Genomic DNA, 20,016 nt, shown 5'->3' on the forward strand with positions numbered 1-20,016 from the left:
CTTCCTCCTTCGGTTTATTTACTTTAAAAGATTAGATATTTGTATTGATCAATGTATTGATTAGCAGATTTTTCCCAGCTGTTATTTTGCTCCATTGCACGCACTTGCAAAGCTTCAAATGTATCTGGGTAGTCATAATAAACGACCAAGGCGTCATCAATGGTTCTTAACAAGACTTCTTTAGTAAAGTCATAAAAGCTAAAGCCAGTTCCTTCACCAGTCACAGGGTTATACGCTTTTATTGTATCGGCTAAGCCGCCCACTTCATGAACTATAGGTAACGTCCCGTATCTTAATGAATTCAACTGAGACAGTCCGCATGGTTCGAATTTTGAAGGCATAAGGAAGAAATCAACACCCGCATAAATTAATTGTGCCAATTCACTGTCGAAATCGATGATAGCCTGGCATTTATCGGGATAAGTGTTCGTAAAGTACGTGAATGCCTCTTCGAAATAAGGCTTGCCGGTCCCTAATATAACGACTTGAACATGTCGATGCGCAAGCAATTCCTCCATAGCATCAACGATTAAGTCGACTCCTTTTTGCTCATCTAAACGAGTGACCATTCCAATCAATGCCACTTCATCATCAACCGGTAAGCTGACTCTCTCTTGAAGTGCCCTTTTATTTACTCCTTTTCCAGATAAATCATCCGTAGAAAAAGTAGCTGGTATTGTCTTGTCTGTTTCAGGATTATATGTTTCATAATCAATCCCATTTAAAATACCGACAAGCTTATAGTTAATCTCTCTCAAATCATAATCGAGTCCGTAGCCGAATTCTGGCGTTTGAATTTCTTCCGCGTAAGTTGGACTAACCGTGGTCACTAAATCTGAGTAATAAATGGCTCCTTTTAACCAGCATACATTATCCCAGTACTTCAATCCACGTTCGTGAAAGGCATCGTAACCAATATTGAATAAATCGGATAACACATATTGATCGTATACGCCTTGAAATAAAATATTGTGAATGGTCAATACAGTTCTGATATCTTTTAGTTGATTAATCCAAGCGTATTTATCTTTAAGTAAAACAGGTATCATCGCTGTTTGCCAGTCGTTGACATGAAAGACATCTGGGATAAAGTCTATTTTTCCCAACATCTCAATTGCTGCCTGTTGGAAGAAAGCAAAGCGTTCTGCATCGTCTCCATAATCATATAAATTGGGACGATCGAAATAAAATAAATTATCAATAAAGTAGTATGTGACACCATCTCTTACTAGTTTTTTGATCCCACAATATTGCTTACGCCACCCAACTTCTACTGTAAAATCAGTTACATCTTCTAACTCACCAAGTGTCTCTTCACTTAGTTTTTGTAGGAACAAGGGCAAGACGACCCGTACATCATGGCCGTCTTTCGCCAATTCTTTAGGCAATGCCCCTAGAACATCCCCTAATCCACCGGTTTTGAAGAAAGGTGCGCATTCAGAAGCCGCAAATAAAATTTTCATCAGTCTATTCACCCTTCCACAATATTCCCTTCAGCATCGACTACGCTGTCTTTAGCTACAACGATTGGTTCTTCAGCTGTTCCTTCAAGCCTAGCCCCTCTTTGGACATACACGTGCTTATCAAGGATGACATGTTTTAAATACACATCCTCTTCAATATAGGCATCTTGCATGATAATAGAGTCTTCTACGTGAGATCCTTTCGCCAACTGAACCTTACGGAAGAATAGTGAGTTCTTGACCGATCCAAATATTTCACAATCGTTGGCAAATTGAGAATTTTCAACCACGGCATCTTCACCGTAATAGGTTGGTCCAGAATTTTTGGAACGCGTACGAACGGGATCAGATTTATAAAAAAGGGAATTGAAATTATCTTCATTCAACATATCCATATTGGCTTCATAGTAACTCTTAATGTCTTCAATCACTTTTAAATACCCAGTATATTCAAAACCACTTACTTGATTATCAAAGTCTAGAGTATATTGAATTAAGTTATCTACACTAATGTCTTGGGTTTTTTCTCTTGCGGTAAACAAGTAATCTAAAAATAACTTCTTGTTAATGACCATCATTCTCATATTTAAAGCGAGTACACTTTCAGGGTCCGGTTGACTTGCCACCCAATCAATTCCTTCAACCAATTCTTCTTCATTACCATTTACCCGAAGTGACGTATAAATAGTATCATCACGTAACTCACTTCGTTTAACTTTTTTATAAACGACTGTTACATCGCATTCTTTGTCCATATGATAATTCAGAACAGATTCTAATTGGACATTGGATAAGATACTCGAGCCCATGATTACGACGTAGTCCGCTTTAGCTTTACTGACATACTTATAATGGTCGTCATAGTAATATGGGCCCGTTTTATAATCTTGATTAGCTTCTGATTTTAATAGGACTTGGGAATGGGTGAATACTCCCCCACCGGCTACTGAATCTAGTCCCCATGATGATCCTGAACGGATATGATCATATAAAGAATGGCCTGATCCAGATATAAATAAAGCAGCCGATACAGCTTGAGCATTATATAAAGAAGAAAAAGGGAAATCTATCAATCTATAACGACACGCAAATGGCAAGGAAGCAACGGGTCTTCTGTTTGTTAACGGTTTTAGTTTATCTTCATATTCAACTAAATTCAAAATAGATGCGATTTTATACTTCATCTGAATACCCTCCTACTTCTTCTTGATAACCAATAACAGCAATTTCGCTTTCAGTACCAACAACTTCTGCTCCGTCATAGATATGCGCGCCTTCGCCAATAATCGCTTTGTCAATTCGGACATTTTCTCCAATTACTGCATTAGGCATAACAAAGGAATCTTTAATAACAGAGCCTTTTCCTACTTTTACATTATTGGAAATGATTGAATGGTCTATCTCTCCTGCAATATAGCACCCATCTGTAATCATGGAGTCCTTAATTTTAGCCGTTTTCGTAAAGAACTGCGGCGTGGTATTTGGATTATTTGAATAAATTCTCCAATCCGTATTTCTAATGTTCAACTCATGATTAGGCTCTAAAAATTCCATATTTGCACTCCAAAGACTCTCAATTGTCCCAACATCTTTCCAATATCCTTCAAAAGAATAGGCATATATTGCTTCACTGTTTCTCAGGTAAGCCGGGATAACGTGGTGACCAAAGTCTTCCATTTGTCTATTTTTAGATTGGTTATCTTCTAAATATTGTTTTAGTCTTGGCCAATTAAAAATATAAATCCCCATAGATGCTAAGTTAGATTTTGGTTTATCAGGTTTTTCCTGAAATTCGATAATGCGGTCCGTTCTATCTGTATTCATAACACCAAAACGAGACGCTTCATCCCAAGGAACAGGCATAACGCCTACAGTTAGTGAGGCAGCTCTAGCCTTGTGGTAATCCAACATTTTTTCGTAGTCCATTTTATAAATATGGTCTCCTGATAGAATCACTACGTAATCAGGGTTCTTTTCTTCAATAAAAGCAATGTTTTGGAACACGGCATGTGCTGTCCCTTTAAAGAACTTTTCCCCTTCTACGCTTGAATAAGGTTGAAGAATCGTTGCCCCACCATTGTGACGGTTCAACCCCCAACTTGACCCGTTACCTACGTGTCGATTTAAAACGAGAGGTTGATATTGTGTAACAACCCCCACGTCACTAATACCAGAATTGGCACAGTTAGATAAGGCGAAATCAATAATTCGGTAATTCCCTCCGAAAGGTACGGCTGGTTTAGCGATCTGTTTAGTCAATTTCCCTAGTCGAGAGCCTTGTCCACCTGCTAAAATCATTGCAACTGTTTCGGTTTTCATATTATCGGAAGTGTCTGAGACCTTCCTTCCCTCCTTAGTGCGATTTTTTATTGTCAACTATTCTAAAGGTTTAAAAAAACACTACTTATTTTTTCACTCCATAAACACGCTTGGGTTTTAATACAACCACACTCAAAGCAGGCAAGATGACTTCAGTTGAGTAATCTTTTCCATGCGCAGGTATCGTTTCTGTTTTCAATACGCCTTGTGACTGTGTCCACGTTCCTCCCAGTTGCTCCATTTCAGTATTCCACACTTCTTCATACTGCCCTTTATAAGGTAATCCTATCCTGACATGTTGCCTTTCAACTGGGACAAAGTTGCACAGAACGATTAAAAAATCCCTTGGGTTATTCCCTTGTCGAATGAAATAGAGTACTGATTCTTCTGGATTATCTGCATCTAAAATTTCTATTCCCGCAGGATGATGGTCCAATTCCCAAAGTGCTCGATGCTCCTTATAAAAATGGTTTAACTGCTTAGTAAACTCAAGATGCTTGGCATTTGCTGGGTCTTCTAAGTTGTTCCATTCCAGTCCTTCATCGAAGCGCCACTCTAGAAATTGCCCATACTCTGATCCCATAAACTCTAACTTTTTACCTGGATGCATCATGCGGTACGTTTCTAAGGTTCTTAAACCAGCAAATTGGTTATATCTGTCACCGAACATTTTGTGCATTAACGATTTTTTCCCGTGAACGACTTCATCATGTGAAAAAGGGAGAAGGTAATTTTCATTGAATGTGTACATAAAAGAAAAAGTAATGAGGTTGAAATGATTTTTTCTATCGAGAGGATCCATTTCAAAAAAGCGGAGTGTGTCATTCATCCATCCCATATTCCATTTATAGTTAAAGCCTAAGCCGCCTTCGTGCACCGGATGAGTGACTTTCTCCCATGCTGTGCTTTCTTCCGCCATCATTAAGACATCGGGGTGTCTTTCAAACACTTTTTTATTTAGTAATTGAATAAACTCAACGCCTTCTTTATTAATGTTTGTTCCTTCATCATTCGGTGTCCACTCACCTATGTCGTAGTCTAAATACAACATATTACTGACGGCATCGACCCTTAATCCATCTAAATGAAATTGTTCAATCCAAAACAACGCATTGGAAATAAGAAAACTTCTTACTTGGCTTTTTCCTAAATCAAAGTTCAACGTACCCCATCCGAGGTTATCCGCTCTGTTTTTATCGGCATACTCAAATTGAGGCGTCCCATCATAATAGGCTAAGGCATACGAGTTACGATTAAAATGTCCAGGAACCCAGTCCATGATGACACCGATATTTGCTTGGTGAGCAGCTTCTACAAAATCTTGGAAATCTTCTATGGTACCAAACTTAGAAGATAATGCATAAAATCCAGTAGCTTGGTAACCCCAACTCGCATCTAATGGATGCTCCATCAAAGGCATAAACTCAATGTGGGTATAGCCCATTTCTTTGACGTAAGGAATCAGTTCGTTTTCCAAATCTTTGATGCTATACCAGCTACCATCTTCGTGATGTTTCCATGAACTTAAATGCACTTCATAAATATTTAATGGTCGGTTGTAAATTTCGCGTCGTTTTCTATTTGCCATCCATAAACCGTCTGACCACTTCTTATTCGGTAAATCCTTTACAACTGAAGCGTCTTTAGGTCTTACTTCAAACTCATAAGCATATGGGTCTACTTTATAAGCAGATGTTCCATCCGCTTGAATGATTTTATATTTGTAGTGATGTCCCTCTTCGGCACGTTCATCGGTCAATGTGAAGAAACCGGTATCCTCAATTAACTCCATTTCATCATGTTCCGACCAAGCATTAAAGTCTCCAATTAAGTAAACAGCTTGTGCATGAGGAGCCCAAACGGTAAATTTATACCCTTTATCTACCTTGTTACAACCTAAAGTGGTATAGCTATCATAAAGAGTCCCCTCATTGAACAAATATATGGCATCCAAATCATGATGGTTATCTTTTGTTGAGTTCTCCTTTTCCATTCAAATCCCCCTTTGACAAACCTTTCTTCATGAGCTCCGTTATCGAAAACTCTATATACTGATATTGTAACCTAGTGAGATGACTTTACCAAATTTTTTCTCTTATGCTTTTAAAAAAAAGTTAAATATGGAAGAAACACGCTAATACGCCTCTAGACCGATGACATTGGTGACTCGGAGTGGTATGATTGTGTTGTAAGAAGTAAACGGCATTGAAAGAAAGGAGACAAACGAGTTATGGAAGGTTTATTACTGGGACTCGGGTTTATTGGCATTGCCATTGCTATATTGACTCCATCCATGAAAAGCGGTACGGCGTTGACGATCTTAAGTTTAAGTGGGTATTTTTTCTTTGTAGGTATTGCAAATTGGCTACCTATATTATTGTTCACAGCAGGTTTACTCCTCATCATAATGGAGGTATTTATTCCTGATTTCGGTCTGGTTGGTATATTAGGTATTGTATTATTGGTAGCTGGACTTTATCTGACCCATGGAGACATGACCCAAGCGATTCAGGATTTAAGTTTATCTGTCGTGATTACAGCTGGAGTGGTCATTTACCTGCTTAGAAAAGGGTATTCTCTGGCAAATGTTAACAAATTAATACTGACAACTAATGTGCCCGGTAAAACGACTCAAGAAAAAGTCGAAAAGGCCCCACTTGAAGTTGGTATGACAGGTGAAGCAGAATCCCCTCTTCGGCCATCAGGAAAAGCCGTTTTTGCAGATGATACACACGCTTATGATGTACTAAGCGTTGATGGACATATTTCCAAAGGAACACCAGTCATAGTAGACGCAGTAAGGGGTACAAAAATTACGGTTAGAAAAATTAAATAATAGATAGGAGAATGTTCATGGATCCATTTTACAGCAATTATATCGGCATCATCATAGCAGCAGTTCTCATACTGATTGTTATAAGCGTTTTCTTAAGATTTGTTCCCGTCGGTTTATGGGTAACGGCCTACTTCTCGGGTGTAAAAGTCAGCATTGGTACACTTATCGGTATGCGTTTAAGACAAGTTAGTCCTAATGCGATTATTCGTCCGATGATTAAAGCAACAAAAGCTGGCCTTGATATAAATACCAACGACTTGGAGGCCCATCACTTAGCAGGTGGTAACGTCAACACGGTGGTCGATGCTCTCATCGCTTCTCAGCGAGCAGATATTGATTTAGAGTTTATCAAAGCTGCAGCTATTGATCTAGCAGGACGTAATGTGTTTGAAGCAGTACAAGTATCTGTAAACCCTAAAGTTATTGTGACTCCAAATATATCTGCAGTAGCCAAGGACGGTATCGAAATTGTTGCTAAAGCAAAAGTGACTGTTCGTGCGAATATCGAACGATTAGTCGGTGGTGCAGGTGAAGATACTATTATCGCTCGTGTAGGAGAAGGTATTGTAACGACTGTCGGTTCTGCTATGAAGCACTCCGACGTTCTAGAAAACCCTGATTCCATTTCACGTATGGTCCTTGGAAAAGGTCTTGATTCAGGTACGGCTTTTGAAATCTTATCCATTGATATTGCGGATGTGGATGTCGGCCGTAACATTGGTGCTAAATTACAAATTGAACAAGCTGAAGCGGATAAGAATATTGCCCAAGCTAAAGCAGAAGAACGCCGTTCAATGGCGATTGCTGTAGAACAAGAAATGCGTGCAGAAACTCAACGTATGCGTGCGAAAGTTGTGGAGTCAGAAGCTGAAGTTCCACTTGCTATGGCTGAAGCGTTGAGAAGTGGAAACATCGGTGTAATGGATCAATATAGAATGAAAAATCTTAATGCAGATACAGACATGAGAACATCCATCTCCGGCAAATCTAACGAAGAAGAGTGATGTAGATGAATTTCCTAATTGTATGGATCGTCCAGATGGCTATATTCTTCATGATTATTTCTTTTATAACTCTAGCTCTGACGAAGTTTTCTAAAAAATCGATGGATGAGCAGAAAAAAGAAAATCAAAGACGTGGGGATTCAATCGAGCGGTCATACACACCGCCGCATTCCCCTACTGCTCAACAAACGCAACACAACCAAAATAGACGAGGAGACTACAATCCTCATAGTCGACAAGTAGTGACTAAAAATCAAACGGGTGTGGAACAAATTTCTGAGCCTAGAAATCGTAAAAGTAGCATGAAAGCTCAAGACTTGTCTCGAGATAAAGCTTTAGAAGATAGACGACTCGAGAACAGATCCACAACTTCTGTTAGTTCTAAAAAAGGGCCCCTTATTAATAAAGTAGCATCATTGGACCCTTATTCCACAAGAGAAGAAAAATCAATTGATAAATTAACCAGTAAGAATAAATTAAGGCAAGCTATTATCTATAAGGAAATACTAGATAAGCCTTTAGCTATCAGAGATGAGCCTGTTGATTCTTTCTAAACTAATTGCTAAAAAAGCCAATTCCATTAATTTGGAATTGGCTTTTTTTATGAAAATCGATTATATTTCTGTCAATCCTTAAAGAAGTCTCTTTTAAACCTAATTAATTGTTCGACATCATGCAATAGTTGGTACATTACAGCTCTACTTTCAAATTCTTCTCTTGTTTCTGGAAGTGGGGATTTCCTGTAATAGTTATATAACTTACCAATTTTATCAAGCAATTCTATACCCGTGTTTTTCTCATGAAACTGCTCAGAAGCATGTAAAAACAATTCAGCTAAGCGTTGATTTTGATCTGTCTGTAAATTCAATACACTGACATTATGAGACATGCTCTTAAGCAAATCCAACTGACGTATTCTCATTTGGCTATACCTGATATAATAGTCAGATCGATTAAATAGTTGGTTATCGTACTCATGAAATGCTAAGCTTCTAATCTTTTCAACTAGTTGATTAGCAAGTTTAATCGTTTCTCTCAACTTAGAACGACGATCCACGCCATTCAGTTGTTCACTAAATAACCTTAGTATGATACGCATGTATTCTTCTAGTTCACTAATCTTTTTATTCATTTTAACTTCTCTAGATGGTGTCCACAAATTGAATAAGATAGCCATACTCGCACCAATCGCCATAAGCAATAAGCCATTTATTTGCCATTGCCAAGCAAAGCTCTCGGCAATCATAAAATGAGTCACCAATACAGAACAAGGGGCAATGCCAGACTCTAATTTAAATCGATATGCTACGGGCACATAGATAGTTAAGTAAAGACCAAAGGCCAACAATGTGAAACCCAAAAAGTAAAAAATAACTGTTGCTATAACAAAAGCAATTAGGGTCGATAATACCCGTGATACTGCGGTTGATAGCGACTCTTTTTTTGTATCGAGAACGCTCAAAACAGCTATTATACCAGCAGCTAAAGGGTTTTGTAACCGAATCCACTGGGCAATTAAACTGGCTAATACAGCTGAGACAGCTATTTTAAAGGTGCGTTCACTGACATTCATGGCCTCTTACTCCTTATAAGGTTCCTGATCGAATGATCGAAATCAACAGCCAAAGCCCCATAACAAACGCACCTAAGAATATAATAATCGCAACGAATGAAAACCCGGCGCCTTCTGAGAGAACAAAAAATACAGCAGAAGCAATAATTAACGCTGCAATAATTAAGGCAAATACAATACGGTTAACCATTTTATTTACTTCCCGCCATTTGTCATCAAAGTGAACCAAATCAATGTGAACCATCAGTCGTCCATTATTAATCGTATCAGCCAATCGTTTAATTGAGCTAGGTAATCTCGCTGTATCCGATCCGATTTGATAAAGTTCTAATTTCAATTTGTCTTTAGAAATATCAACTAATTTTATATCATCGCTCGCTTTAATATAACTGCTGGCTATTTCCATAATATTTATATCCGGATAAAGATCACTTACTACCCCTTCAATAATCGTTAATGATTTGGCAAGCAAAATAAAATCGTTGGGCATAACCATTTTGTATTTGTGAGTGACATGCAAGACATCGGAGAAGAATGTACTTAAGTCTATTTGCCCAAAGCTTCTTGAAATGTAAGACTGATAAAAATCTTGAAGATCTTCACTGAATGCAAATCGGTCAACTTTTTGTTTCGTTATAGCCATCGTTAGAAGCAAATTCATCAATGCATCGATATCTTCAAAGACAATGGCTCGCATTAATTTAATCAAATCATTTTGGACACCACTGGATAATTCTCCTATTATTCCGAAATCAATAAACACAATTTTTTTGTTTTTGATAATAATATTTCCTGGATGTGGGTCGCCGTGGAAATAGCCATCTTTAAACACTTGAGTGAGAAATGAATACACTAACTTCTCAGCAATATCTTGCTTATTATAGCCTTCTTCTCTTAGTTGATTTAGATTAAACCCTCTTATACCTTCAATATACTCTTCTACAAGAACCCGTTTCGATGTGTAGTTCAAATAAGGCTTAGGTGCGGCAACGGCTTTGATGTCTTTGTTATTCGCTCTAAAGGTTACTAAGGCTTGTCCCTCATTACGGAAATCCAATTCTCTCTTGGTCGATTCCTCAATCTCTTTAAATGCTTCTTCAACATTAACAAGCATTTCTTTGACTGTTTCTGGTGCCATGGAAACAATTCGAGAAAAGAGTTGGATATCTCTTAGTAAATTCTCTTCTATTTCTGGTCGCTGAACTTTAATAATTACTTCTTCCCCGGTATAAAATCTAGCCCGGTGAACTTGAGCAACAGATGCACTTGCCAGAGGAACTTTATCTACCCACTCAAATACCTCATTCAATTCTTTTTGAAAATCTTCTTTAAATACTCGTTTAATGTCTTCATAAGGAAATGGGGGTGCTTCATCTCTAAGTTTAGATAATTCCCTAATATAATCAGGAGGCAGTAAGTCTTGACGAGTCGAGATAATTTGCCCGATCTTTATGAAACTAGGACCCAACTCTTCAAATGCTAACCTTAAATTAGCTGCATCCTGATCTTTCTGTTTGGTTCGGACACGGGTTCTATAAATATGTCCGAATCCGTATGAAGCCAATACTGTTACAATTTCAGTCAACCTCTCACGATTACTTTTCAATACAACCGCCTCCCTTCTCTATTACGAAAAAAGGTGTTGACCAGTGAATGATCAACACCTTTTACCCTATACCTCTGTTGATTTATCAGATAATTTTCTTTCCAATTCTTGAACTTTTAATTCTAATTCATCTATATCTTGGCGTTGTGCAACATTCATTTCTAATAAAAGTGCTTCTAATGTTTCTCTTTCTTCTGCACTAATATCTTTGTTTTTACGTTGAATTAATTCTTCAGTCAATTTCTTTCCTTCTGCAACAGTTAATTTACCACGGCTGACTAGTTTGTCTACTTGCTCTACGGCTTTTTCTAATGCGATCGCAGTTGTTCCAACACCTATTAATAAAGCTTTTTTGATATCTTCAATCATGAGACATACTCCTTCCGTATTTATGGTACGTGGTTATTATATCATTTATCCATACTATTGTCAGATATTTCCCATGCGGACTTTTACTTAGCCCATCATTAAGGAACTGGGTTACCCGCTTCACGATAAATAGTGTACCAATCTTCACGACTAATAGTCACACCTGAAGCACGGCAGTAGTTTTCGATTCGTTCGGGCGTCATGGTTCCTAAAATGACTTGCATTTTGGCGGGATGTCTTAATAGCCAAGCAATAGACATTGCTTCATGATCGATCCCATATTTACTACCCATTTCCTTTAAGACATTATTTATATTGTCATAATCTGGGTTGTTTAAAAAGATACCACGTTCTCCCTTATCGTTATAACCTTGTACGGGAGACCACGGTTGTATAGTTATTTTATTCATTCGGCAGTAATCCAAAATCGCTCTATCGTGATCAATAGAATGTGGGTGTTTCGTATTAACATGAATGCCCGTATCTATCATCCCTGTGTACATAACGCTCATTTGCAATTGATTAGCAACTAAATCTTGTTTAACTGCTGTTTTGAGCAACTCAATTTGGTAAGGGCTGTGGTTACTGACTCCAAAGTGACGGACTTTCCCTTGCGATTCTAATTCATTAAAGGCTTCCGCTACTTCTTCAGGCTCAACTAATGCATCTGGGCGATGGAGTAAGAAAACATCTAAATAATCCGTCCCTAAACGCTTCAGACTTCCCTCAACTGCTTTTACTAAATGCTCTTTTGAAAAATCATACCAGCCAAAACGAATCCCTGCTTTTGACTGAATAATCATATCTTCCCGCTTTAACGATGTTTCCTTTAAAGCGTTGGCAAATCGTTCTTCGGACTCGCCTCTTCCATATATATCTGCGTGATCAAAAAAATTAATACCTGACTCAGTAGCTGTATTGAGCACTCTAACAGCATCTTTTGTATCAAGTTTATCCATTCTCATGCAACCTAAAGCGATTTCAGAAACAGTTAAGTCACTGTTGCCTAATTGTACATGCTTCACATTAACTCCTCCTCGTCTACTCTATATCACTATTGTACTCTTATTAGTTAATTTAAGATAGCTATCAACCACCCACACCTTTATTAAAAAAGTCTAATGTTTGTGACAACTATGTTACAAATTTTAAGAAACGGTGATTGTGACAGAAAAGTGTCAAATAGTATTGCTATTTCTATTGATTGCCTTTAAAATAGGTGTTGTAACAAATCGTTCACATTTTATCCCTTAACACTCGGTTTTACATAAAATGTAGAAGCTGAACTTTTGAAAGGAGTAAGAACTGATGATTACATTATACGTATCCCCAAGTTGTACATCTTGTCGAAAGGCCAAAGCGTGGTTAGAGGAAAATAACTTAGACTTTACTGAGAAGAATATATTCCATGAGCCATTAAATAAAAATGAAATCAGATCTATCTTAAGCTTGACCGAGGAAGGTACCAGCGAGCTCATCTCTTACCGTTCTCAAGCATATCAGGCCCTCACTGTCGATATCGAAGATTTATCAATGAATGAACTACTTAAATTATTTGAAGAACAACCTAGCTTAATTCGTCGCCCTATTATTATGGATGATAGACGCCTGCAAATCGGATATAATGAAGAAGAAATCCGTTGCTTCCTCCCTCGCAAAGTGAGAGAGCTGGAATTGGCAGAAATTCATAGAAGACTGGCAGTCGAAGATACGGCCTAACCCTACAAATATAGCATAACTATTAAATAAAAACATACGAATGTCATCTATCTTTCATTGCTACCGAACATGTTAAAGTTTCACTTTAACAATGAGGTAACCAATCTAAGATATGCATTCGTATGTTTTTTTCGTGAGTAGTTAAGTTGAGCGAACACTATCTATCTACTCTTTTGTTCTATCTCCATAATATTCTTCATTGTAATCCATTTTTATCCGTTCTGTATCTTCAGAGTTATCTTCAGTATTATGTTCATTATTCCTTTCCTCTTCTTCCTCGTCCGATCCTTCACCAGTCACATCTATTTCTTTAGTTGGTTTAGAATCTTCTTCATCTTGTTTTTCTGATTTTCCCGTTTCCTCTCCTAACACTTTTCTTCGGTATTCCTCTTCTTTATAGAAAAACACGTTATGAGCTATTTTTAGTACCGGACGCATAAGCAAGAAGAAACCACCAAATAGATATAAATACATCCCAATATCACCGTAGTCGGTAAATAATTGTAAAATACTTCCGGCTAAATATAATAAACCCGTTAATAAATCGTTTAATAGTGACACAAGTGTATAATAGTTTTGAAAGTACAATCGAAAATTACTAACTTTAATAATTAAATCTTGTTCTTTCCCAGGATCCACTTTATGTTCTTTCGTTTCTACCTTAGGCATATGTTTCCCCTCCTCATCTCATTTACTTTAGCATATTCAACTTCCTATAGTCACGTTATATGAATGCCGATGCTGTAAGTTTGACTAGTCTAATTTAGACGCACAAAAAAAAGAGTGCTTCGCAATGAAGCACCCTTTTTTTGTAGTCCTTTTATTGTTTTACACTTCCTGCAGTTACTCCGCCAATGATATAGCGAGATAGGAAAATGTAAAGGAGAATGAGTGGAACAACTGATAACGTGATCCCCATATACATTGCCCCATATTCTGTACGGTAACCATCTGTTGTGAGTAATTGAATTAACATCGGTAATGTATACATGGAACGCTCGTTAATTAAGATTAATGGTAGTAAGAAGTTATTCCAAGATCCAATGAAGCCGAAGATTGCCATCGTTGCAAGCGCCGGTCTCATTAAGGGTAGAATAACTGTGTGAAAAATTTTAATTTCCGTTGCGCCGTCAATTCTTGCGGAGTCAACCAATGCCGGGTGATAAACGGTCTCTAAATACTGTTTCATAAAGAATACCGTTGGGGCACTGGCTATAGACGGTAAAATTAATGGAATATAGCTATTGAGTAGATTCATATTTGCCATGAAGCGATAAAATCCAATAATACTCACTTGAGAAGGAATCATGATCAAAAGTAAGATCACTCCCCAAATAATTTTTTTGAATTTAAAATCGTATACAATCATAGCGTATGCTGTTAACGATGAGAAGTACAAACTTAGCGTTGTAGACCCTGCTGCGATGATAAAAGAGTTTCTGTATCCTTCAAAGACGTTAAAGCCTCTGCCACGCAAGTGCTGCCAGTTACTCCAGCCGAAACGACTTGGAACAAGAGACAAGCCCTGTTGAATTTGCGGAGCTGATCGAGTCGAATTCACAATAGTAATCCAAAAAGGCACAATACTGAGTAAGGTTAGAAGGATAAAGAACACGTATAGCAAGCCTCTTTGCATTTTCAATTTCTTCAAATTGCTTTCTTCAAACATGTCTAGTCTCACTTCCCTTTCTTACTTGTACTAATATTCTTAGATGATCGATCGCGTAAGCTACTAAATACGAACAGACTGAATACCACGGTCATAATTAGAAGCACTACCGAAGCTGTTGAGGCAACGTTTAAGTTACGTCCACCTGTGAAACCTTGTTTGTAAATAAAGGTTGTAATTGTTTCTACGGCTTGGTTCGGTCCTCCACCGGTTAATAAGTAAGGGATATCGAACATTTATAAGCCACCAATTAATGACGTAATCAATACATATATTGTGATAGGTTTCATTAGAGGCATAGTTATTTTAGTAAACGTTTGCCAATCTGTTGCGCCATCCACTCTCGCAGCATCAAACAAATTATCGTCAATACCTAAAATACCTGCCTGCAAAACGATCGTTGTTTGTCCATACCACATCCAGAACTGAATGAAGGATACAATTAAACGAGTAATCGCTGCATTTCTGTAAAAATCAATGGGCCCATCAATGAGTCCAAACTGAAGCATAAATAAATTTAGTGGTCCTCTTGGGTAACTAAATAAAGATCTGAATATCAGAGCTACCGAAGCTGCTGTGATGATATTCGGCATGTAAAACATACTTTTGAAAAATCCAATACCTTTTAAATTTAAACGACGGCTAGTGAACCAATAAGCTAGTAAGAAAGCCAACATTATTTGAGGAATAAAGTTTACTGTCCACAAAATAAAGGTATTAGTCACTGACATTCTAAAGATTCTGTTATTCATCAAGTTTTGAAAGTTTCTTAAACCTACAAAATTAGCCTCAGTCGCCCATCCTGCCAAGTCCGTAAAGGACAAGTAGATAGTGTAGAACATAGGATAGAAGTTAAAAATCAAGAAAAATATAAAGAATGGTGCGACAAAAATGTATCCCCATTTATTATGATTTTTTCTTTTAGCCAACGTTCTAGGTTTTTGACTCTTTGATATTGTTTTTGGCTTTGCTAGAGTTTGATCCGTATTCGATGCCATAAGCGACTCCTTTCTATAAAGATTCGAAAGTGCAGCCAGAGAAACGACTGCACTTTCCGAGTCTTAAATGATTCATTATTATTTAGTCGACTTGAATATCAGGATATAAGTTCTGAACTTCCATCTTGAATGCGTCAATTGCTTCTTCCATACTCATTTCACCTTTAGAGTAAGGAGTTAGCGCTAAATCATCAAACGCTCCTGCGATATCCTGGTCGTACTCTGTAATGATTGAACCATCGATTTCTCCGATTGCTTCTGCGAAGGCATCATAGTGGTTTTGTCCGCCAAGGAATTCTTCTTCGTAGTCGCCTCTTACTTCTTCAACAACTCCTTCGTGAGAAACCACGTCTCCTTTTTCAAGAGCCCACTCTCTCATGAAGTCTTCACTGACAGTCAAGTATTCAATTAATTGTGCAGCTTCGTCTTGCATGTCAGATGTTTCAGTGATACCAATCCATGTTCCTCCACGGAAGTAAGATGTTGGTCCAGTTACCATACGCCAGTTGCCTGCAGTTTCTTCTCCGTTAGGTTTTAACCAGAAGTGCATGCCCCATGTAGGCAAGCTATAACCAAGAATCTCATCACCATTCATACCAGCAAAGTATTCTTCGCCTTGAGGATCAGCATCCATCATTAAACCTTCATCGACCATTGTTTTCGCTGTTTCAAGTAATTCATATAGTTGGTCATCCATAATTAAACGGCCATCTTCTACCCATCCTTGCTCACGTGTGTTACGGAACGGGTGAGCCAAATCCCCACGTCCAGAAATCATATAGACAGATCCGTCTGTGGCGTCTCTTAATTCACGTGCAGTATCTAAGAATCCATCCCAGTCACTAATTGCTTCTTGCATCTCTTCAGGTGACTCAATACCTAAGTGCTCACTTGCTAAGTCCTGGCGATAGAAGAAAGCGCCTGGTGCTGTTTGCCATGAATTCATGACTAATGTCCCGTTTTCATCAGTACCGATATCTAGAACATAGTCGTTAGTATTCTCTACGCCTGAAGCGATACCCTCATATTGACTTAGGTCGACTAACATGCCAGACTCTACATATTTTTTAACGAAAGCTTGTTCTGCAAAAATAACGTCTGGTGCACTATCAGTCCCTAAAACTGGGTCTAATTGAGTCTGGAATTCTTCGGTAGGTACTTGAGAAATGTTTATTTCATAATCTAAATCAGGATAAGCTTCAAGATAAAAGTTCTCAATCATGTCTACGGCTTCATCAGTAAATGTCCAAACATCTAATACGCCTTCACCGCCGGTTGTAGGTGCTTCGAATTCTTCGCCATCCTCTGTTTCCAGAACTTCCTCATCGTCTGCTCCATCTGCACCTTCTCCAGTTGTGCCTCCACCATTACCACAAGCTGCTGAAGTAAGCGCTGACAATGTCGCTAAACCTAAAAACCATTTTTTTGTCCATCATTATGAATACCCCTCCAAATATATGATATGATTTATTCTTAGTACGACTTCCCCATTTTTTTCCTATAAGAATCCTCCTTTATCAATTGAGCTAAAGCTAATTACCAACCTTACCCAAGCTTATACTCAACTAAAATATGTAAAAGATCATCCTAAAATAAAGTAAAGAAACTAACGCTTTAGTAATTATTAGTTTGTTCACCTCACAAACTAATAGCGTTTACATGTATATAACAACGCTTACATTCGCTGAAAGCAATACTTTCTTAAAAAAATTTCAATAGGTTTTAATTAATTTTATTACGTTACTTATTTATGACGTTTTCATTACTTTTCAATTAACCTATCCTATCAATTTTACAACACATCCTATTCTTTCGTTCACTATTATAAGATCATTACAATGGTTGTTCTAAATAGAAAACACGAATCTCACTAAGAAACGACTGACCTGATTATACTAATGTTAACTAGTTTAGTAGTATAGGTCCCTATCGTTTACTCGTTCGATTCGTGTCCGTTTATTTTTCGTGCCCGATTATCTAAAGTTTATTGGTTTTGCTTTTTACTTTCATTGGTCCGGTTATAGATAATATAGAAACCAATCCCTATTGCTGCTAAGATGGCAAGGATGATTCCAATGAGAACGGTCCTATTCATTCTATTTTCTTCATTATCGATTTCTAAAAGGCTAGCTTCCTCTTCTTCTGCTCTAACTAATTCCAATTCACCAAATAAGGTAGTGTCTTGATACCCTTGACCAGAAAGGTCATTCCAAATAGACACACTTTCTCTATTACCAGACGAAGCATCATTAATTTGTAAATCAAATCCTATCTGTTGGCCTTCTTCCGGAGTGATTGTCTGCCATGGTATACTCATTTGAACAGTGTAGCCACTTGCATTCTGAGTAACTAGAGTCTCTATGTCTGTATTAGCGGTCGTATCACCAAAACTTTGAATGCCTTCTGCGTTTACTCTATAGTGCCCATCACCTTCTTCATAAACAGAAGAGTCTCCCCTATTTTCTTTAACAAATACTTCTACTGAATCTTGTTCCCATTCAAATTCACTGGACGTATCGATGTCGCTATCTTCTACTTCAATCAAAATATATAAACGATCTTCATCCCATAATACTTTTCCAATGCCACTTGCCCCTTGCCAAGCTAACTGATAACGGTCAAGTGGGATAGAGTCACTTGTCTCCCATATATCATCCACACTCTCTCCGAAGACAGGTGTGCCGTAGCGTAATTCCGCCGTTCTGGTTTCTACTTCTTCCAATTCAGAGTCATATCTAGCTAAAAAGCCTTCAGGATCGATGACGGCTTCATAAGCCATTTTTGCTTGTAAATCACCATCAAATATTAATGGGCTTCTCTCAGATCTCCAGCTTGTAGAATCATTTAAACCCCAAAATGTTACTCGAGAGATAACATCAGCGTATTCTTTGTATAAGGAAAATAATTCAGCATAAATAATTCCTTGTGCTATTTCATCTTCTTCCGTCAACTCGCCTGTCGTATTTACTGTAACATCCAACTCTGTTACACCAATCTCAACATCTAGTTCCATAAAGCGTTCAATGGATTGACGGACATTGTCAACATTAGTTCCCAAGTTGTAATGCCCTTGCATACCTATTCCATCAATTAACTTTTCTCCAGGAAACTCTTCTGCATAGGACTCATTTATTTCCTTAACCATATGATAAATAGCTGTCGCTTTGCTTTGATTATCATCGTTATAATCGTTGTAGTAGAGTTTGACATCATGCCAACCATTTTCATCTAAAACTTCTCTGGCTTTTCGATAAGCTAATTCAAGATAATCATCACCTATCGCATCATACCAAGCAGATCGTCTTAACATCATGCGCCACATTTCTGGATCAATGGGGTTATCATTCATGGCTTCGTTAACCACTTCCCACGCAATAACGTTATCTCCGTATTGCAAAATAGTTTCTTCAATGTGCCGTTCCATATTTGCTAATGCCTCGTCCCTGGGTAACAACTGGCCATCTTCGGTATGAAGCCATTCGGGAGATTGCTGATGCCACACTAACACATGTCCATGCAACAGCAAGCCTTCTTCTTGTATTCTATTGACTAGTCTTTGCTGATCGTCAAAATTAAACTCTCTATTTGAATCATAGGCGTATTCTGGTTTCATCGCATTTTCGGCTGTGACTAGATTGTGGTGATGAGTCAGCAATTCAAGACGTTGCCCTTGCATTTCCGTCATAGATACTGCATTCCCTATTAAAAAATAGTCCTCATACACATCTTTAATGGGCATCAATTCCGTTTGGACTGAGACAGCTTCTGATTCCTCAGACGAAGTCGTCATGCTAAAATCATCTATAAAATAGGACACATGTGGGTCTGAACTTTCTATATAGACACTAATAAAATCATCCACCACGGCATCGTAACGGTAATCCCCCTCCAATTTGACCCATTCATCGCCTGTTACTGCTTGCGTATCAATCACTTGATAACTTGCATTATCTCCATCTCCAATTTGAGTGGAGAGCATCAAGTCTACGGTCATTTCTTCAGCCAACTTAACCCATACTGAAAAAGAATAGGTAGTGGATAACTCTACATGGTCTTCAATTTGTATACTCGGACCATTCCACCCTTGACTTCTTTCGGAGACTTTAAGTGAATAATCTCCTGCATAAGCATCTTCACTCGTTCGCTCCAATAGTTCGCTATCGCCCCTTGGAACGAACCCCTCATCGTTTTCTTCAAAACTGATTAAGTTAAGATACTCCGTACTGGCCTGTGCACGTGTAGGCAATGATAATGTAAGTAAACTGGCAATGATGACATTTAAATAGACTATTATTTTTTTCATAAGCTCTCCTTTGTTATCGCTTTCAATATAAATCATCATACCTTATATGCTAATTATTTTCTATATTAATTTATTTAGTGTATGTGTCAAGTTATTCTCGGAAACCTTATCTAGAAATGCAAAAACGCTGTTTTTGTAGTGATTGTTTATAGATTTT

16 protein-coding genes and 1 pseudogene are annotated in these 20,016 nt (G+C 37.9%); 4 read left to right on the forward strand and 13 right to left on the reverse strand.

The genetic code is table 11. From position 1 onward, the window contains the following. Nucleotides 1-23: 23 nt before the first annotated feature. The 4 genes from glgA to glgB form a co-directional block, all read right to left on the reverse strand. Nucleotides 24-1,463 carry a glycogen synthase GlgA gene (glgA, locus tag C3945_RS05870; protein ID WP_161878765.1) on the reverse strand — a complete coding sequence of 480 codons (1,440 nt, stop codon included), beginning with the start codon at nucleotides 1,461-1,463 and terminating at the stop codon, nucleotides 24-26. A gap of 8 nt (nucleotides 1,464-1,471) precedes the next feature. Further along, entirely contained in the window at nucleotides 1,472-2,647 is a 1,176-nt protein-coding gene (glgD, locus tag C3945_RS05875; protein ID WP_161878766.1) for a glucose-1-phosphate adenylyltransferase subunit GlgD, read from the reverse strand. Further along, a complete protein-coding gene (locus tag C3945_RS05880) occupies nucleotides 2,637-3,782 on the reverse strand; it encodes a glucose-1-phosphate adenylyltransferase (RefSeq protein ID WP_161878767.1) in 1,146 nt (381 codons plus the stop codon). Before C3945_RS05880 ends, glgD begins: the two co-directional genes overlap by 11 nt. Nucleotides 3,783-3,867: 85 nt before the next feature. Continuing rightward, nucleotides 3,868-5,775, reverse strand: a complete 1,908-nt coding sequence (gene glgB / locus C3945_RS05885; protein ID WP_161878768.1) for a 1,4-alpha-glucan branching protein GlgB — start codon at nucleotides 5,773-5,775, stop codon at nucleotides 3,868-3,870. 237 nt (nucleotides 5,776-6,012) lie between these two features. Here glgB and C3945_RS05890 point away from each other — a divergent pair, with 237 nt between their 5' ends. Genes C3945_RS05890 through C3945_RS05900 form a run of 3 tightly spaced genes read left to right on the forward strand, consistent with a single transcriptional unit; the run spans nucleotide 6,013 to nucleotide 8,176 of the window. Next, the gene (locus C3945_RS05890; protein WP_161878769.1) at nucleotides 6,013-6,618 is read left to right on the forward strand and encodes an NfeD family protein; all 606 of its coding nucleotides are present in this window, start codon (nucleotides 6,013-6,015) and stop codon (nucleotides 6,616-6,618) included. 17 nt (nucleotides 6,619-6,635) lie between these two features. Continuing rightward, a complete protein-coding gene (gene floA / locus C3945_RS05895) occupies nucleotides 6,636-7,622 on the forward strand; it encodes a flotillin-like protein FloA (protein WP_202623307.1) in 987 nt (328 codons plus the stop codon). Between the two features lie 5 nt (nucleotides 7,623-7,627). Then, on the forward strand, nucleotides 7,628-8,176 hold the full coding sequence (locus C3945_RS05900; protein WP_161878771.1) for a hypothetical protein: 549 nt from the start codon (nucleotides 7,628-7,630) through the stop codon (nucleotides 8,174-8,176). Between the two features lie 71 nt (nucleotides 8,177-8,247). Here the strand turns inward: C3945_RS05900 and C3945_RS05905 are convergent, their stop codons facing one another. The 4 genes from C3945_RS05905 to C3945_RS05920 all read right to left on the reverse strand — a co-directional run bounded on the left by C3945_RS05905 (nucleotide 8,248) and on the right by C3945_RS05920 (nucleotide 12,195). Next, entirely contained in the window at nucleotides 8,248-9,195 is a 948-nt protein-coding gene (locus C3945_RS05905) for an aromatic acid exporter family protein (RefSeq protein ID WP_161878772.1), read from the reverse strand. A 13-nt stretch (nucleotides 9,196-9,208) separates the two neighbouring features. Continuing rightward, nucleotides 9,209-10,801, reverse strand: coding sequence for an ABC1 kinase family protein (locus C3945_RS05910; protein WP_161878773.1), 1,593 nt, complete (start codon nucleotides 10,799-10,801; stop codon nucleotides 9,209-9,211). A 66-nt stretch (nucleotides 10,802-10,867) separates the two neighbouring features. Beyond that, complete coding sequence (locus C3945_RS05915) at nucleotides 10,868-11,170, reverse strand: phasin family protein (protein ID WP_161878774.1); 303 nt, start codon at nucleotides 11,168-11,170, stop codon at nucleotides 10,868-10,870. A 98-nt stretch (nucleotides 11,171-11,268) separates the two neighbouring features. Further along, nucleotides 11,269-12,195, reverse strand: a complete 927-nt coding sequence (locus C3945_RS05920; protein WP_161878775.1) for an aldo/keto reductase — start codon at nucleotides 12,193-12,195, stop codon at nucleotides 11,269-11,271. A 283-nt stretch (nucleotides 12,196-12,478) separates the two neighbouring features. Here C3945_RS05920 and spxA point away from each other — a divergent pair, with 283 nt between their 5' ends. Then, on the forward strand, nucleotides 12,479-12,889 hold the full coding sequence (gene spxA / locus C3945_RS05925; protein WP_161878776.1) for a transcriptional regulator SpxA: 411 nt from the start codon (nucleotides 12,479-12,481) through the stop codon (nucleotides 12,887-12,889). A 165-nt stretch (nucleotides 12,890-13,054) separates the two neighbouring features. Here the strand turns inward: spxA and C3945_RS12090 are convergent, their stop codons facing one another. From C3945_RS12090 to C3945_RS05950, 5 genes and pseudogenes are all read right to left on the reverse strand, one after another. Next, nucleotides 13,055-13,558 (reverse strand): YrhK family protein, encoded by a 504-nt coding sequence (locus C3945_RS12090; protein ID WP_161878777.1) that lies wholly within the window; start codon nucleotides 13,556-13,558, stop codon nucleotides 13,055-13,057. A 151-nt stretch (nucleotides 13,559-13,709) separates the two neighbouring features. Next, entirely contained in the window at nucleotides 13,710-14,558 is an 849-nt protein-coding gene (locus C3945_RS05935; protein ID WP_161878778.1) for a carbohydrate ABC transporter permease, read from the reverse strand. Between the two features lie 8 nt (nucleotides 14,559-14,566). Then, a pseudogene (locus tag C3945_RS05940) lies at nucleotides 14,567-15,556 on the reverse strand (carbohydrate ABC transporter permease). Nucleotides 15,557-15,638: 82 nt separating this feature from the next. Beyond that, entirely contained in the window at nucleotides 15,639-16,955 is a 1,317-nt protein-coding gene (locus C3945_RS05945) for an ABC transporter substrate-binding protein (RefSeq protein ID WP_161878779.1), read from the reverse strand. 585 nt (nucleotides 16,956-17,540) lie between these two features. After that, nucleotides 17,541-19,859 carry an endo-1,4-beta-xylanase gene (locus C3945_RS05950; protein ID WP_161878780.1) on the reverse strand — a complete coding sequence of 773 codons (2,319 nt, stop codon included), beginning with the start codon at nucleotides 19,857-19,859 and terminating at the stop codon, nucleotides 17,541-17,543. Between the last annotated feature and the right edge of the window lie 157 nt (nucleotides 19,860-20,016).

The organism is Alkalibacterium sp. MB6, from assembly GCF_009935905.1.
GTDB lineage: Bacteria > Bacillota > Bacilli > Lactobacillales > Carnobacteriaceae_A > Alkalibacterium.